The organism is Burkholderia sp. AU38729, from assembly GCF_020419725.1.
In the GTDB taxonomy this organism is placed as follows: domain Bacteria; phylum Pseudomonadota; class Gammaproteobacteria; order Burkholderiales; family Burkholderiaceae; genus Burkholderia.
Genome location: NZ_JAIZQO010000001.1, coordinates 160191 through 172347 on the forward strand (window position 1 = coordinate 160191; position 12157 = coordinate 172347).

16 protein-coding genes are annotated in these 12157 nt (G+C 67.4%); 7 read left to right on the forward strand and 9 right to left on the reverse strand.

Annotated elements, in window-relative coordinates:
* Nucleotides 1–2 precede the first annotated feature (2 nt).
* Nucleotides 3–1151: a WD40/YVTN/BNR-like repeat-containing protein gene (locus tag LGM56_RS00625; RefSeq protein WP_226202163.1), complete on the reverse strand. Its 1149-nt coding sequence runs from the start codon at nt 1149–1151 to the stop codon at nt 3–5.
* Nucleotides 1152–1217: 66 nt separating this feature from the next.
* On the reverse strand, nt 1218–1487 hold the full coding sequence (locus tag LGM56_RS00630; protein WP_043180651.1) for a MoaD/ThiS family protein: 270 nt from the start codon (nt 1485–1487) through the stop codon (nt 1218–1220).
* Nucleotides 1488–1585: 98 nt separating this feature from the next.
* Between LGM56_RS00630 and LGM56_RS00635 the strand changes: the two genes are divergently transcribed.
* Nucleotides 1586–2089, forward strand: coding sequence for an ASCH domain-containing protein (locus LGM56_RS00635; RefSeq protein ID WP_226202165.1), 504 nt, complete (start codon nt 1586–1588; stop codon nt 2087–2089).
* 64 nt (nt 2090–2153) lie between these two features.
* On the opposite strand, the gene LGM56_RS00640 is transcribed toward LGM56_RS00635, so the two are convergent.
* Nucleotides 2154–2552, reverse strand: coding sequence for a nuclear transport factor 2 family protein (locus LGM56_RS00640; RefSeq protein ID WP_226202167.1), 399 nt, complete (start codon nt 2550–2552; stop codon nt 2154–2156).
* Nucleotides 2553–2632: 80 nt separating this feature from the next.
* Here LGM56_RS00640 and LGM56_RS00645 point away from each other — a divergent pair, with 80 nt between their 5' ends.
* On the forward strand, nt 2633–3589 hold the full coding sequence (locus LGM56_RS00645) for a LysR substrate-binding domain-containing protein (RefSeq protein WP_089496271.1): 957 nt from the start codon (nt 2633–2635) through the stop codon (nt 3587–3589).
* Nucleotides 3590–3614: 25 nt separating this feature from the next.
* Here LGM56_RS00645 and LGM56_RS00650 read toward each other — a convergent pair whose 3' ends face one another.
* The gene (locus tag LGM56_RS00650) at nt 3615–4304 is read right to left on the reverse strand and encodes an aspartyl/asparaginyl beta-hydroxylase domain-containing protein (RefSeq protein ID WP_089496272.1); all 690 of its coding nucleotides are present in this window, start codon (nt 4302–4304) and stop codon (nt 3615–3617) included.
* Nucleotides 4305–4545: 241 nt separating this feature from the next.
* On the opposite strand from LGM56_RS00650, the gene LGM56_RS00655 reads away from it, so the two are divergent.
* Together LGM56_RS00655 and LGM56_RS00660 are read left to right on the forward strand one after the other, a co-directional pair.
* Entirely contained in the window at nt 4546–4890 is a 345-nt protein-coding gene (locus tag LGM56_RS00655; protein WP_226202169.1) for a DUF4148 domain-containing protein, read from the forward strand.
* Between the two features lie 80 nt (nt 4891–4970).
* On the forward strand, nt 4971–5246 hold the full coding sequence (locus LGM56_RS00660; RefSeq protein WP_226203217.1) for a DUF4148 domain-containing protein: 276 nt from the start codon (nt 4971–4973) through the stop codon (nt 5244–5246).
* 144 nt (nt 5247–5390) lie between these two features.
* Here LGM56_RS00660 and LGM56_RS36725 read toward each other — a convergent pair whose 3' ends face one another.
* Both LGM56_RS36725 and LGM56_RS00665 read right to left on the reverse strand, forming a co-directional pair.
* Complete coding sequence (locus LGM56_RS36725; protein WP_256990071.1) at nt 5391–5516, reverse strand: hypothetical protein; 126 nt, start codon at nt 5514–5516, stop codon at nt 5391–5393.
* Complete coding sequence (locus LGM56_RS00665) at nt 5513–6040, reverse strand: cytochrome b (RefSeq protein WP_089441696.1); 528 nt, start codon at nt 6038–6040, stop codon at nt 5513–5515. Before LGM56_RS00665 ends, LGM56_RS36725 begins: the two co-directional genes overlap by 4 nt.
* Before the next feature lie 189 nt (nt 6041–6229).
* Between LGM56_RS00665 and LGM56_RS00670 the strand changes: the two genes are divergently transcribed.
* From LGM56_RS00670 to LGM56_RS00680, 3 genes are all read left to right on the forward strand, one after another.
* The gene (locus LGM56_RS00670; protein ID WP_089496274.1) at nt 6230–6580 is read left to right on the forward strand and encodes a hypothetical protein; all 351 of its coding nucleotides are present in this window, start codon (nt 6230–6232) and stop codon (nt 6578–6580) included.
* A gap of 63 nt (nt 6581–6643) precedes the next feature.
* The gene (gene hpnI / locus LGM56_RS00675; RefSeq protein ID WP_226202171.1) at nt 6644–7813 is read left to right on the forward strand and encodes a bacteriohopanetetrol glucosamine biosynthesis glycosyltransferase HpnI; all 1170 of its coding nucleotides are present in this window, start codon (nt 6644–6646) and stop codon (nt 7811–7813) included.
* Nucleotides 7810–8898 carry a lysylphosphatidylglycerol synthase domain-containing protein gene (locus LGM56_RS00680; RefSeq protein ID WP_226202173.1) on the forward strand — a complete coding sequence of 363 codons (1089 nt, stop codon included), beginning with the start codon at nt 7810–7812 and terminating at the stop codon, nt 8896–8898. Before hpnI ends, LGM56_RS00680 begins: the two co-directional genes overlap by 4 nt.
* A 48-nt stretch (nt 8899–8946) precedes the next feature.
* Here LGM56_RS00680 and denD read toward each other — a convergent pair whose 3' ends face one another.
* From denD to LGM56_RS00695, 3 genes are all read right to left on the reverse strand, one after another.
* Complete coding sequence (gene denD, locus LGM56_RS00685; protein WP_089496277.1) at nt 8947–9918, reverse strand: D-erythronate dehydrogenase; 972 nt, start codon at nt 9916–9918, stop codon at nt 8947–8949.
* Nucleotides 9919–9946: 28 nt separating this feature from the next.
* The gene (gene otnI / locus LGM56_RS00690; RefSeq protein ID WP_226202175.1) at nt 9947–10723 is read right to left on the reverse strand and encodes a 2-oxo-tetronate isomerase; all 777 of its coding nucleotides are present in this window, start codon (nt 10721–10723) and stop codon (nt 9947–9949) included.
* A gap of 80 nt (nt 10724–10803) precedes the next feature.
* A complete protein-coding gene (locus LGM56_RS00695; protein ID WP_089458818.1) occupies nt 10804–12129 on the reverse strand; it encodes an MFS transporter in 1326 nt (441 codons plus the stop codon).
* Between the last annotated feature and the right edge of the window lie 28 nt (nt 12130–12157).

Here is a 12157-nt window from a genome sequence, read left to right on the forward strand (position 1 = left end):
CGTCACCCGAACCTGACGCAATAAACCGGCGGCAAATGCGCAGACACCAGTTGCCAGTTTTCGCCGCCGTCGCCGGACGTCCATAACCCGCCAGTCGTCGATCCCATCGCGAGGCGCGTGCCGGTGTCATCGATCGCAAGCCCGTGCCGATACACGAGGTCGTACGCCGGCGCACTCGGCAGCCCGTTCGCGAATTGCTCGAAACTGCGCCCGCCGTCGCGCGTGCGCGTGACGACGAACCGGCCGTTCACCGGAATCCGGCACGCGTCCTTCACGGCCGGCACGAACCACGCGGTGTCCGGTTCATGCGGGTGGACGACTACCGCGAAGCCGAAGCTCGAAGGCTGCGCCTCGATGCGCCGCCAGTGTTCGGCGCCGTCGGTCGAGCGGAAGATCGCGCAGTGATGCTGCGTCCACAGCACGTCCGGGTTGGCCGCGCACTGCACGACGCGATGCGGGTCCTGCGCGTTGGGCTCACCGCGTCGTTCGGGCGGCATGTAGTCGGCTTCCATGCCGTCGGCGGTCACGCGCCACGTCGCGCCGCCGTCGGCTGTCTGCCAGACGCCGCCGCACGAGATGCCGACCATCACGTGCCGGCTGTCGCGCGGATCGACCATCACCGAATGGATGCCCGGCGCATCGTATCCGCCGCCGCCCCATTCGGCGCGCTCCGGGCGATCCCATAGCGGGCGGTTGAGCACCCACGAATCGCCATGGTCGTCGGAGCGAAACAGGCCGCCGGGAATCGTGCCGGCCCACAGCACGCCCGGTTCGTCGGCGCCGCCGGCTTCGAGCGACCAGATCTGCTGGAGCGTCCATGGCGGCTGCGGCGGGCCGGGTGGCGCGTCGTCGTCGTCGCCGGTGCCGGCATTCACGCTGGCGCCGGCGGGTGGGGCGTCGGCGGGTTGCGGCGGATAGACGGGAACCGCGCATTCTTCCCAGTCGGTGGCGCCGGCGCGCAGGCGATGCAGCTTCACGCCGAAATGGCCAAGATTGAGCGCTGCATACAGCGTGCCGTCGCGCGGGTCGGTGAGCGCCATGCTGACCGGCTCGCCGGCGAAGTGCGGCTCACCGAGCGTCCAGCCGCCGTGGCCGTCGGCCTGCAGGACGAACAGGCCCTTGCGGGTGGCGACGAGCAGTCGATCGTTCATGTGCGATGTCTCCGGATGCCCGGCTTGACGTTGGGGTGCGCGGCCGGTGCTTGTGCATATGTCCCCTTATCCGCCCGTCAACGCCTGTACGACATAGACCCGGCTGGCGTCGCCGAGCACATCGGACAGGTGTTGCCGGTCGCGGATCGGCTGGCCGTCGATGAATACCGACAGGTGTTTGCGCAGCGCACCCTGGTCGTCGAGGATGTAGCCGCGCAGCCGCGGCTGCTCGCCGAAAACGGTGTCGAATGCTTCGCCGACCGAGTGGGCGTCGATTTCGCGCTCGGGCGTTTCGATATGCCGCTGGATCGAGGCGGCGAAGAAGAGGTGCGCCATGGCGGTGGCTGGCAGGAGCCTCGCTGAGGGGACGGTCTGTAGTTTAGGCGATCCTTTGGGGGCGGAAAGCCGGCATCGCGTAGTCGCGGTGCGCCGGCGTGTCCGATCCGGCCGGGTCGACACGTTCCGGCGAATCGGCAACAATCCTTGCCGGATCGTCATCGCATACAGGAATCGACCGCCATGCCGACCGTCAGTCGTACGCTTTCCATTGGCCGATGAAGGAAATACGTGCCATGCCTCGATCCGCGCTGTCGATCGTCAAACCCGCCGTCGACGATATCGTCGCGGGCCGCAAGCGGGTCGAAATCCGGTCGTGGGCGCCGCCGGTCATACCGTTGCGTGATCTCGTCCTGGTGCAGAACACGATCTTCCTGCGACAGGACGGACAGGAGGACCCTGACGGGATCGCGCTCGCGCTGGTCGACGTCGTGGGGGTACACGACTGGACGCCGGATGAAGCCCGCGCGCAAGGCAAGCAATGGTGTGCCGGATACGTGTGCTGGGAACTGACGAACGTGCGGGCGATCGATCCGCCATTCCGATGTGCAGCGAAACGAGGGGTCTATGCACTGGAGACCCCGCAGCGTCATGCATCCTGACTCCCGCGCCCGGGAACGACGGAGCCATTGGTGAGGTTTGCCGGACAGATATCGTGCAGTCGTACTACGCGTACTTGTCGCCCACCGCCGCCCTGACCGGATGCGTGTCATAGACGATGACCATGCGCTCGACGAGTCCGCTTTCGTCGAATTCGAACACGTCGACGCATTCGAACTGCACCGCCGAGCCGTCCTTCAGCCCCCAGTCGTACACGAAGTAACCGGTTGCCCGTCGCGCGCCGGTCGCACTGACGCAGATGTCGATCGCCGTGATGCGGCTTTGTCCGGATGCCGCAACGACCTTTTCGAAGAACGGTGTGGGCTGCATCCAGCCGAGAAACGGCGAAAAAATCCGCGCATCCGGCGTGAACAATGCGCAGATCGCGGCGACGTCGCCGCCCTCGAGCGCCTTCAGGTAGGTGTCGACCTGCCGCGTGTATAGTGCCTTCGACGATGGGTCCATTCTCTTTCTCCGCTGGTTGTTGACGAGCCGGGCCGCGACAGGTGAGGCGGATCCGGCGCAACCACGATAGCGATGCACAGATGTCCGAACAATCGAAAAATCCGCAACCCGGGCATGCGGCCCGTGCATACCCACTTGCCGAACTCACGCGGGCGCTGCCGCCGTTGACGGCGTTCCAGGCCTTCGTTGCCGCGGCCGAACTCGGCAGCTTCAGCCGGGCCGCCGATCATCTGTGCCGGACTCAGGGTGCGGTGAGTCGTCAGGTGCAGCAACTGGAAGTGCATTACGGGTGCGCGCTGTTCGTGCGTCATGCGTCGGGGCTGACACTGACTGCGGAAGGCGGCGCGTTGCTGACGGTGGCGGTCGACGTCCTGACGCAACTGGCACGCCACGCGGAGGCGCATAGCGGCGTCGCGCCGGTTCTCACGCTGCGGTTGCCGTCGACCTTCGCGATCCGCTGGCTGCTGCCGCGTCTTCCGGCGATCAATCGCGCACTCCCGCGGACCGAGCTGCGTATCCAGACGTCGGCGGACGACACGCCGGATTTCGCCGGAACCGACGTCGACGCGATCGTCGTACGAGGTGCCGGGCACTGGGCCGGCATGGTGTCGGTTCCGCTCTTTGCAGAGCGGCTGACACCGATGTGCACCGTCACGCTGGCCGCTTCATTGAGATCGATCGCCGATCTTGCGCAGGCCACGTTGCTTCATCCCGCCCCCGGGCACGACGAGTGGCGCTGCTGGCTCGCGGCCGTCGGCGCGACGCAGGTCGACCCGGAAACCGGGCTCGTACTGGACACGCTCGAATTGACGCTCACCGCCGCCGAGCGGGGGCACGGCGTGGCGATCGGTGACCCGCGCATGGCCCGGGACCGGCTCGCGGCCGGGTCGCTGGTTGCCCCCTTTGGCGACGTCGTGGACAACGGTCTCGGCTATTTCCTCGTGTACCCGTCGCCGCGTGCGATGCAGCCCAAGATACGCGCGCTGACGTCGATCCTGACGGAGCTGGCACAGGACGATTCGCCGCGCATGGCGTGACGGGAAGCCATGCCGCTCACACGCGCTAAACCGGAATCGATCGCCCGCGCATCCTGATCCCGATCCGCACGACGCCAATCACCGCATTCGACAGCCACGTGAGCAGGCGCGGCATTCCGCGCCGGCGGATATCGAGCAGCAGCACGATCCGCACCGCGTCGCTGTCGTTCCACACCTCGTGCATGAACGTGTCGTCCCACAGCAGGAAACGTCCTTCCTCGAGCCGGTATTCGTGGCCGTCGACCTTCAGCACGGCGGCCGGCGTACCGTCCGCGCGCGTCGGCATCGACAGCACCAGATAGCCGCGCAGGATGCCGCGAAACGGCCCGCGATGCGGTGGAATGTGCTTGCCGGGCGCGAGGAACGACAGCGATGCGGACAGCACGTCCGGCGATGCCGCGACGATCGACGCGACGGTCGGGCAGCGCGACAGGTTGCGCGGGAACGGCTGGCCGTACGCCTGCATGATGAACATCCGCCAGTCGCGTGCATCGTTGGCCGAGATGTCGTACTGCTCGCGCATGATCTCGTGAAAGCGCGGGATGCGCGGCATGTCGCGCGCCACGGCGAATGCCTCAGCCTGGATGTCGGTCCACGCCCGGACGAAACGCTCGGCGTCGGGAAACGCGGCCGGATCGAGCACCGCGCCGCCGTCGATATGGCGGTCGTACAGCGTGCGCAGCAAGCCGGCGGCATAGTCGTAAACGACGGACATGATCGATCGAAGGGCGATCCGTAAGGGGTGACGTCAGTCTGCCCGAAGCGCGGCGGGCGCTGCGTTACGTCAGGTTACGCCGGCTGACGAAAGAATGACAGTTGCATGAACGTCCCTCCCGGGCGCCCGGCGCCGGAGAAGTCGAGTGATCCGAGTCGCGCGACGCGCGGGAATAAACGCACGTGCTCCGTCGTCATACGGGTGTAGCACATCGTCTCGTTGACTTCTCAAGGAGTGGAACATGAACACGCATTGGCTGGTGGCCGCCGCGGTGGCGGCGATTTCTCTCGCGGGTATCGCGACGCAAGCGTCGGCACAGGAACTGACGCGCGCGCAGGTCAGGCAGGAACTGATCGACGCCGAAAACAACGGGCTGCGCTTCGTGACCGATACGTCGTATCCGGACGTGAGCCCGCTGTTCCAGCGGCAGGCCGAACAGATGCCGGCGCATCAGGCCAGCACGGCGGTCGGCCGCGATCCGGCCGCGTCATCCGACGCGGGCAGGCCGGCGACGATGTCGCCGCGCCAGGGTTCTGCCGCCTGCGTCGGCCCCGCGAGCTTCTGCGCGGTCTATTTCGGAAGCTGACGCAGCCGCCTGCGTTTGCAGGTCAGGCATTCGAGGGATTCAACACGGTTGATCGATACGGAACATTGAAGGAGTTCATGATGAAAACATATATCGCAGTACTGACGATGATCGGCGCGATCGTCGGTCAGTCGGCCTTCGCGCAATCGGCCGCGCCGCTGACGCGTGCGCAGGTTCGCGACGAATTGATGCGTCTGGAAGCGGCCGGGTACGACCCGGCGAAGGGAGACGACGGCGAGTATCCGGCGGACATCCAGGCGGCGGAAGCGAAGCTTGCCGAGCAGGACCGGGCCCGGATGGCGGCAGCCGCCGCGCACGCACCGGCCTCCGGTATGCCGGCGCAGACCAGCAACTAGGTGTCGACATGGTCTTGTGCGACTTCAGGCCGGCGTGTTCGCGGCACGGCAGTACGGCAGCCCTTCGCGCCGCTCGACGCGGCAGAAGGGCGCCGGCCGCGCTGCCCGTCATCGCGCGCCGCTTCGCGCGGCGGCGCGATCATCTCATTGGCCGCGTGCGATGAGCGGCTGGCCAGGCGTGCGATGAACCGGAACGAAGACGGTATCGGTATCGGCGGCAATCCGGCTCATGCGCGCGATGGCATGCGGTGCCGCCAGCGTGGCGATCACCAGGGCATCATGCGCTGCACGACCTGATCGCGCAGCACGAAGCGGTGCGCGAGCGCGGCCGCCACGTGCAGGCAAATGCCGACGAACAGTGCCCACGCGAGGATGCCGTGCACGTCGCCCATCGCATGGCCGAATGCGGAGCCGGCCGCCGACAGCGCGGGCAACGGCACGATCCCGAGCAACGTCACGCTCCAGGCGCGCGACGACGCGTTGATCCAGCCGAGCAGCGGCACCGCGATCAGCAGTGCGTAGAGCGCGAAATGCGTCGCGCCCGACAGTGCGCGCATCGCGGGCGGCAGGTCACTCGCGGGCGGGCGATGCGTCACGCGCCACAGCACGCGGCAAGCCATCGCCGCGAGCAGCGCGGTGCCCACGAGGAGGTGCGCGGCGATCAGGCCGATGGGCTGCGTGTCGCGATGCACGTCGGGCATCGTCCAGCCGATCGCATATTGCGCGATGACCAGCGCGACGATCAGCCAGTGAAGCAAGCGCGCAACGGTGTCATATCGGGCGGGCGTGGACATGGAGACTCCTGCGGACGACGGGGACGATATCGGTCGAGTGGATTCTACGTTCGCTTTCTTAACGAAACGTTAAGCGGGCGTCGCCACAATCGTTCTCCGCTGGACTGTCGCTTTTCTTCATCCTGACCCACGCGACCTTTCGAATCTTTCAGATCGATAGCGGTCGTCCGCACGGGAGACTCTTTCATCATGGCACCTTCGACGATCGAGCGATGGCGTGCCCACCTGCTGATCGCCGCGCTGGCCGGCGTGTTCATCCAGTGTTTCATGCTGGTGTCGTTGCTTGCATGGCACGTGCCCGAAGCATTTTTCACCACGATGACGTTTCGTATATGGGTCGCCATCGCGTTGGCCACCGCGATCCTTTCGGCCCGCAAGCTTGCCGACGTCGCGTTCCGCGCCGCGCTCGCCTGCGGCTACGTGCGCGTGACAGGAATCGATCACCGCACGGTAGTTGTGTCATCTGATTGCGCGTATCGTCGCTTGGTCGTCCTTCACATCCGGCTCCACGGGAATCGATACGGCGGCGTGCACGGGTGACCCTGCGTGCGCGCGGCGGCTCCCGGGGTGTCGTGGTCGCACGGGTCACCACTGGGGAGAAGCATGGTTTTGCTGCATGTGCTGCGCGAGCTGGCCGGAGCAATGTCGATCGTCTGCGGGCTGGGCGTATTACTGGGCATTGCCTACACGATCACGGCCAGCGTGCTGGTCGGCCGGTTCTTTTCCCGGGCGGCGGCCGAGCCGCGCGATTATCCGGGCGTCACCGTCGCGAAGCCGCTGCACGGCGACGAGTGGCAACTCGTACAGCATCTCGAAAGCTTCTTCGTGCAGAATTATCCGGGGCCGGTCCAGCACCTGTTCGGCGTGCACGACGCGAACGACGAGGCGCTCGTGGCCGTCGAGGCGTTGCGGGCGCGCTACCCCGACGCGAACATCAAGGTCGTCGCCGATGCGCGGCTCTACGGGCCGAACCGCAAGATTTCCAATCTCGTGAACATGCTCGAACACGCGGAGTATTCGGTGCTCTGTCTCGCCGACAGCGACGTGCGGGTCGAGCGCGATTATTTGCGCGCCGTCGTCGGTGCGCTGCAGCAGCCGGAGGTCGGCATCGTGACGAGCGTGTATCGCGGCATCGCCTCGCCGGGCTTCTGGCCCGGCGTCGCCGTCGCGATGACGAACTACCATTTCCTGCCGGGCGTGATCACCGGGCTCTTCATCGGGCGCGCACGGCCCTGCTTCGGCCAGACGATCGCGATCACGCGCGCGACGCTCGAACGCATCGGCGGGCTCACGCGTTTCGCGCATCACCTGGCCGAGGATCATGCGCTGGGCGAGGCGGTGCGGCAGGTGGGCGCGCAGGTCGTCATTCCGCCGTTCGTCGTCGGGCATGCGTGCGTCGAGGAGACGTTCGCGAAGCTGTACGCGCACGAATTGCGCTGGAGCTGCACGATCCGCGCGGCGGACCGGCTCGGTCACGCCGGCTCGGTGCTGATGCACCCCGTGCCGCTCGCGCTGCTGGCGCTGCTGTTTTCCGGCGGCACGGCCGTCGCGTGCGGGCTGACGGTCGCGGCGCTTGCCGCGCGGGCGCTGCTGATGCTGAACACGAGCCGGGCGACCGGCGCGGGCCTGCGCGGCGCGCTGTGGCTGCCGTTCGTCGATCTCCTGCAGTTCTTCGTGTTCGTGTCGAGCTTCTTCTCGTCGCATGTCGTGTGGCGCGGCACGCGTTTTCGTGTCGACCGGGAAGGGCTGCTGTCGCCCGCGAGCGAATCATGACGACCCCAACGAACCCCGCTGCCGATGCCGCGGAGCGCAACGCCGCGCGGGGCGACGCACGGCTGCGCCACGTGGGGCAGGCGGCGGCGCTAGGCGGGCTCGCGCTCGCCGTGTGGCTGATCTGGCGCGAGCATCCGCTGGACATCCTGCATCGCCTGCAGATCGCCGGGGCCGGGCTGTTGCTCGCGGCGCTGGCGCACATGCTGCCGATGCTCGCGAATGCGTGGGACTGGCGGATGCTGATCCGCGGCCCGCGCCGGCCGTCGTTCGCGACGATGCTGAAACTCGTGTGGATCCGCGAATCGATCAACGGGTTGTTGCCGGTCGCGCGGATCGGCGGCGAGATCGTGTCGTTCGGCCTGCTGCGGCAGGCGGGCGTGCGGCCGGCCACCGCCGTCGCCAGCCTCGTCGCCGACATGCAGCTGACGCTGATCAGCCAGCTGGTGTACGCGCTGGTCGCGATCGGCTACGTGCTCGAGCACGTGTCGTCCGGTGCCGCGCGGGTGGCCGGCAACCTCGCGATCGGCATGGCCGCGCTGGTGCCGGTGCTGTTGCTGTTCGCGCTGGTGCAGCACGCGCGGCCGTTCGAACGCGCGATGCGGGTGCTCAACCGCGTCACGAGCGGCAAGGTGGTGGCGCTGGTCGGCGAATCGGCGCGCACCGATCAGTCGATCCGGATGATCTGGAGAAGGACCGGCATCGTCGTGCGTTATCTCGTGATCTGGCAGACGCTGCAGTTCGTCGGCTATGCGCTGGAAATCTGGCTCGCGCTGTATTTCCTCGGCGCGGAGCCAACCTTCGCGCAGGCGCTCGCGATCGAGGCGCTGATCCAGCTCGTGGGCAGCATCGCGTTCCTGATGCCGGGCGGCCTTGGTGTGCAGGAGGGCGGGTTCGTGCTGATCGGCGGGCTGCTCGGGTTCGACCCGCCGACCTGTCTCGCACTGGCCGGCGCTCGCCGCGTGCGCGACCTGCTGTTCTATCTGCCGGGCCTGCTGGCCTGGCAGTGGGCGGCCGGTTCGGCGAAGCGGCCGGGCGGAACGAAACGCGCGTCGTTGCCCATCGGGGAATCGGCCCGGCCGCATTGATGCGACCGGGCAGCCCGTGCCCGCCACGCTCGGCGGGCGGCGCGGGAATCAGCGCCGTTCGTCGGCGAGATGGCTGCGGATCACGTCCGCGAACGACGTATCGCCCGTCAGCCCGAGCGCTTCCGCGCGCGACGTATCCCAACGGCCCGGCCAGCTGCCGACGATCTTCTCGACGCGCTCGTCCGGCACATGGCGGATCAGCTTCACGACGTCATCGCCCGCGACTTCGCGCAGCGCCGCGATCATTTCGTCGACCGACACCGACAGGCCGGGCAGATTGATCACCCGTTTGTTGCCGAGCTTCGCGCTGTCGATCTCGCAGCCCGCGACGAGCGCTTCGATCGCGCCGCGCGGCGACAGCAGCCACAGCCGCGTCGAACCCGGCACCGGGCACACGCTTTCCTCGCCGTTCAGCGGCTCGCGGATGATGCCGCTCGCGAACGACGACGCAGCCGCGTTCGGGCGGCCCGGCCGCACGCTGATCGTCGGCAGCCGCAGCACGCGGCCGTCGACGAAGCCGCGCCGCGCGTAGTCGCACAGCAGCAGCTCGGCGATCGCCTTCTCGGCGCCGTACGACGATTGCGGGTTCAGCGCGGTGTCGTCCTGCACGACGTCGGGCAGCGTGCCGCCATAGACCGCGACGGAGCTCGTGAACACGACGCGCGGCCGATGGCCACGCGCGCGGCACACGTCGAGCAGCGTGCGCGACGCGTCGAGGTTGATCCGCATGCCGAGATCGAAATCGGCTTCGGCCTGCCCGCTGACGATTGCCGCGAGGTGGAAGATCGCGCCGGTCTGCGTGTCGATCGCGCGGTCGAGCACCGCGCGCTCGGCGATGTCGCCGACGATCGACGTCACGCGTGCGTCGCCGAAATCGCTGCCTGCGACGACGTCGAGCAGCACCAGCTCGTCGATCTTCTCGCTGCGGCCATCGGGGCCGGTGAGTTCGCCGCGCTCGAGCAGCTTGCGGGCGAGACGCTGGCCGAGAAAGCCGGCGCCGCCGGTGATCAGTACTTTCATGTTCTTTACCCTCGGAAGAATGCTGGAATTACAGGTACGGCTTGAGCCAGCCGAGCCCTTCGGACGTGCCGGCCTTCGGGCGGTACTCGCAGCCGATCCAGCCGTCGTAGCCGAGCGCGTCGATCAGCGCGAACAGATACGGGTAGTTGAGTTCGCCGATATCCGGCTCGTGGCGTTCGGGCACGCCCGCGATCTGGATATGGCCGATGCCTGCGAAATCGCGCTTGAGCTTCATCGCGAGATCGCCTTCGACGATCTGGCAGTGGTAGCAGTCGAACTGCACCTTCAGGTTCGGCGCGCCGACTTCCGCGCGGATCGCCTGGGCGTCGTCCTGGCGGCTCAGGAAATAGCCGGGCATGTCGCGTTGGTTGATCGGCTCGATCAGGATCGTGATGCCGTGCGCGGCGGCGGCCTGCGTCGCATGTCGCAGGTTCGCGAGGTAGGTGTCGCGATGGCGGGCGCGGTCGGCGCCCGGCGGCACCATGCCGGCCATCACGTGCAGCTTCCTGTTGCCGAGCACGCGCGCATAGTCGAGCGCCTGGTCGATGCCGCGCCGGAACTCGTCCTCGCGGCCCGGCAGCGATGCGGTGCCGCGTTCGCCCGCGGCCCAGTCGCCGGGCGGCGCGTTGAACAGCGCCTGTTCGAGGTGGTGCGCGTCGAGGCGCGCGCGGATATCCTCGGCGGCGAAGTCGTACGGGAACAGGTACTCGACGGCCTTGAAGCCGTCGTAGGCGGCAGCGGCGAAGCGTTCGAGGAACGCGTGCTCGGTGTACATCATCGAGAGGTTGGCGGCGAAGCGTGGCATGGCAGCGGGTCCTGTGAATGAATGGGGCGGGGCGCACGGCGCCCCGCGTCGAATGGCGGCCGGATCGTTCGTGGGGCGGATCAGCGGTTCACGAGTTTCGCGGGCGTGAGCCACACGGCGATCGCGCCGATCACGAGCATCGCGGCGAGCACGTACATGCCGGACGCCGTGCTGTGCGTGACGTCCTTCAGGTAGCCGATCACGTACGGGCTCGCGAACCCGGCGAGGTTGCCGACCGAGTTGATGATCGCGATCCCGGCCGCGGCCGCGGAGCCCGCGAGGAACGCGGTCGGCAGCGACCAGAACAGCGGGGCGCAGGTCAGCACGCCGCCCGCCGCGAGCGACAGGAACACGATCGACACCGCCGTATTGTGCGAGTACGACGCGGCGACCGCAAACCCGATTGCACCCATCAGCGCCGGCACGATCAGGTGCCAGCGGCGTTCGCGGCGCTTGTCCGCGCTGTGGCCGAACAGGTTCATCACGACGATCGCGACGAGGAACGGAATGGCCGACAGCAGGCCGATCTGCAGCGTATCGGTGATGCCGGTCGACTTGACGAGCGTCGGCATCCAGAACGTGAGGCCGTACTGGCCCGTGACGAACGCGAAGTAGATCAGCGACATCCACCACATGCGCGGGTCCGCGAACACGGCCTTCAACGAGTGGCCGTGCTGCTGCTGTTCCTGCGGCTGCGCGGCGATCTCGTCCTCCAGCAGCTGCTTCTCGCGCTCGTCGAGCCACTTCGCGCCGCGGATGCTGTTGTCGAGATACAGGATCGTCGCGATGCCGACGAGCACGGCCGGCACGGCTTCGATCATGAACATCCACTGCCAGCCGTGGAAGCCCGAGCCGCCGTGGAAGCGCTCCATGATCCAGCCCGACAGCGGGTTGCCGAAGATGCCCGACACGGGAATCGCGGACATGAACACCGCGATGATTTTCGCGCGGCGATGCGACGGGAACCAGTACGTGAGGTACAGGATCACGCCGGGATAGAAGCCGGCTTCCGCGAGGCCGAGCAGGAAGCGCAGCACGTAGAACTGCGTCGGCGTCTGCACGAACGCGAACAACGCGGACAGCAGGCCCCACGTGATCATGATTCGTGCGATCCAGATGCGTGCGCCGATGCGGTGCATCAGCAGGTTGCTTGGCAGTTCGAACAGAAAATAGCCCAGAAAGAAAATGCCGGCGCCGAGCCCGAACACCGTTTCGCTGAACGCGAGATCCTGTGACATCTGCAGCTTCGCAAAGCCGACGTTCACGCGGTCGAGATACGCGACCACGTAGCAGAGCATCAGGAACGGAACGATGCGCCAGAACACTTTCTTGTAGGTGCGGTCGAGTTCCGCGGCATGGGCGGGCGCGGCGGGCGAGCGGCCAGCGGCCGCGTCGAGAGCAGTCATCGTCGTCTCCAATGATGTCGTGTGCCGG

What these genes read in the sequence shown, in the direction of transcription:
- LGM56_RS00630 (WP_043180651.1), bottom strand. Translation starts at nt 1,487, where the DNA reads ATGGCGCACCTCTTCTTCGCCGCCTCGATCCAGCGGCATATCGAAACG.
- LGM56_RS00680 (WP_226202173.1), top strand. Translation starts at nt 7,810, where the DNA reads ATGACGACCCCAACGAACCCCGCTGCCGATGCCGCGGAGCGCAACGCC.
- LGM56_RS00655 (WP_226202169.1), top strand. Translation starts at nt 4,546, where the DNA reads ATGAACACGCATTGGCTGGTGGCCGCCGCGGTGGCGGCGATTTCTCTC.
- denD (WP_089496277.1), bottom strand. Translation starts at nt 9,918, where the DNA reads ATGAAAGTACTGATCACCGGCGGCGCCGGCTTTCTCGGCCAGCGTCTC.
- hpnI (WP_226202171.1), top strand. Translation starts at nt 6,644, where the DNA reads ATGGTTTTGCTGCATGTGCTGCGCGAGCTGGCCGGAGCAATGTCGATC.
- LGM56_RS00670 (WP_089496274.1), top strand. Translation starts at nt 6,230, where the DNA reads ATGGCACCTTCGACGATCGAGCGATGGCGTGCCCACCTGCTGATCGCC.
- LGM56_RS00660 (WP_226203217.1), top strand. Translation starts at nt 4,971, where the DNA reads ATGAAAACATATATCGCAGTACTGACGATGATCGGCGCGATCGTCGGT.
- otnI (WP_226202175.1), bottom strand. Translation starts at nt 10,723, where the DNA reads ATGCCACGCTTCGCCGCCAACCTCTCGATGATGTACACCGAGCACGCG.
- LGM56_RS00645 (WP_089496271.1), top strand. Translation starts at nt 2,633, where the DNA reads ATGTCCGAACAATCGAAAAATCCGCAACCCGGGCATGCGGCCCGTGCA.
- LGM56_RS00665 (WP_089441696.1), bottom strand. Translation starts at nt 6,040, where the DNA reads ATGTCCACGCCCGCCCGATATGACACCGTTGCGCGCTTGCTTCACTGG.
- LGM56_RS00650 (WP_089496272.1), bottom strand. Translation starts at nt 4,304, where the DNA reads ATGTCCGTCGTTTACGACTATGCCGCCGGCTTGCTGCGCACGCTGTAC.
- LGM56_RS00640 (WP_226202167.1), bottom strand. Translation starts at nt 2,552, where the DNA reads ATGGACCCATCGTCGAAGGCACTATACACGCGGCAGGTCGACACCTAC.
- LGM56_RS00695 (WP_089458818.1), bottom strand. Translation starts at nt 12,129, where the DNA reads ATGACTGCTCTCGACGCGGCCGCTGGCCGCTCGCCCGCCGCGCCCGCC.
- LGM56_RS00625 (WP_226202163.1), bottom strand. Translation starts at nt 1,151, where the DNA reads ATGAACGATCGACTGCTCGTCGCCACCCGCAAGGGCCTGTTCGTCCTG.